This window comes from Corynebacterium sp. HMSC05E07 (genome assembly GCF_001807225.1).
Classification (GTDB): Bacteria; Actinomycetota; Actinomycetes; order Mycobacteriales; family Mycobacteriaceae; genus Corynebacterium; species Corynebacterium singulare.
The window spans coordinates 1-1,604 of record NZ_KV788218.1 but is presented as its reverse complement, the minus strand read 5'-3'; the positions used below and the strand labels follow the sequence as shown (position 1 = coordinate 1,604).

Sequence of the window (1,604 nt, the reverse complement as noted above, 5' to 3'; positions counted from 1 at the left end):
ACACCCCTACCAACAAGCCGCTCTCAGCAACCTAGGTTAAGCCCCTCATCATGAGGGGCTTTTCTCGTTCCGGTTGCGGGTGGGCCAATTGAAACCTACGTCCACTACCGCAATTCGGGGATTGCGCTCGTGAAACGCGCAACCAGCACACCCGACCGGTTCGCACACTTACACCGCGTCAACGTCGGCCACACCCGCCTACCAGAAAGGGGTGGTGGGCTATTCCTTGTGGCTTCAGAACTGTAATCGAGATTAAATATAAGCAATAACCATTGCGATGAATAAAATACTCAATTGAGTACACCCCAGACGACGAGGGCCGAAACTTTAAAAAGCTTCGGCCCTCGTCGCAACATCTGAGCATTACCATCCTGGTGAATTAGGTGCTTTTATTTCGTCGATGGTCCCCAGAGATTCTCTCTTTCTCGGAAGTCCTTCGCTTTTCTTTTGACCCACATTACAGTCAGCAGTCCAGAGACTAGGGTTCCGATAAGCCAAGGAATCGCGTCATCAAAATTTAGCGTGTGTCCTCGGCCCATTGAAAAAAAGAAAGCGAAGATAACGGCAACAAGTGCAAAGAAAATAATGCTGGTGCCAATCAGGCGAACAAGATACTTTTTTCTAGAAACCATTACTGTTGAAAGGCACACAATCCTGCGGAAGCGGCCAAAAAGGCTGCGATCGTCGCTGGACCACCGATAGCCTTTCCAGCACCGTTTACGAATGCAGGGCCAAGAGCTCGTACGATGGTGGAAGCGGCCAGCTTCCAATTGAAGGCTTTAATACCAGTTACGATGGCTGACCACGTGCCGCTAGTGAAAGCCGTGGCTGGAATTCCTAGCGCACTCCATAATACGCACTTTGCGTATGAATTTGCATCGTAAGTTTGTACCATAACTGGGGTTTTTGAACCTGTCTGAGGATGTCCAGGGTTGGGACTGTTGAAGGCTCGGGCCACTGCATGAAAGTCGCCCATGCTGTCTGCGTAACCATCTCTTATTACGGCTTGTTCATTGACGGTGAAGACACCATCTTTTTGGGAAATATATTCCGTAAAAAGTACTTCTAGGTCATCAGCCAGTTGTGCTTCCTGTGCAGAAGTCGGTTCTGAATTTACTTCGACAGCGGTAAAATCGGGGGAATTTGTCTCGGCTGCTGTAGCGTATGTATTTCCTCCAACCATGCTAAGCGCCACGCAAGCTATCATGACGCGTTTGGGGCAGGTTCTTTTCAGCAATGAGTGAGCAGTATGTATTTCGAATCTCCTATGGGCGGTGATTAGGCATAGAGTACCTGAGTGTTGAGCTAGGGAACTTTTGCTCCTGCTCACTTTAAGTATATGTGATTCAGTGGGAAGAACTCTTTGTACGTGATCACGTTCTCGGTACCGACAATGGAGAACTTGGCATCCCCGTCAACGAGCCAAGAAACAAACTCCCGAAACAAACTAAACGGAGGATTGGTCACCACAACGTCCGCCTCATCGCGTAGCCGCGTTACTTCTTCACTTCGGAAATCCCCGTCACCCTTCAGATACGTCCATTGCAGGTCATCGATGTTGATGATTCCGTCTCTGTTGCGACCGGCTATTTGGTAGCAGTGTC

The 1,604-nt window shown here is 49.2% G+C and carries 2 protein-coding genes; both read right to left on the bottom strand.

What is annotated here, in order from left to right; all coding sequences use genetic code 11:
• Nucleotides 1-631 precede the first annotated feature (631 nt).
• Nucleotides 632-1,195, bottom strand: coding sequence for a hypothetical protein (locus HMPREF3149_RS13310; protein ID WP_141741455.1), 564 nt, complete (start codon nucleotides 1,193-1,195; stop codon nucleotides 632-634).
• A 131-nt stretch (nucleotides 1,196-1,326) separates the two neighbouring features.
• Nucleotides 1,327-1,604: adenine-specific methyltransferase EcoRI family protein (locus HMPREF3149_RS05080; RefSeq protein ID WP_246819950.1), on the bottom strand; the 278-nt coding region annotated here is incomplete at its 5' end.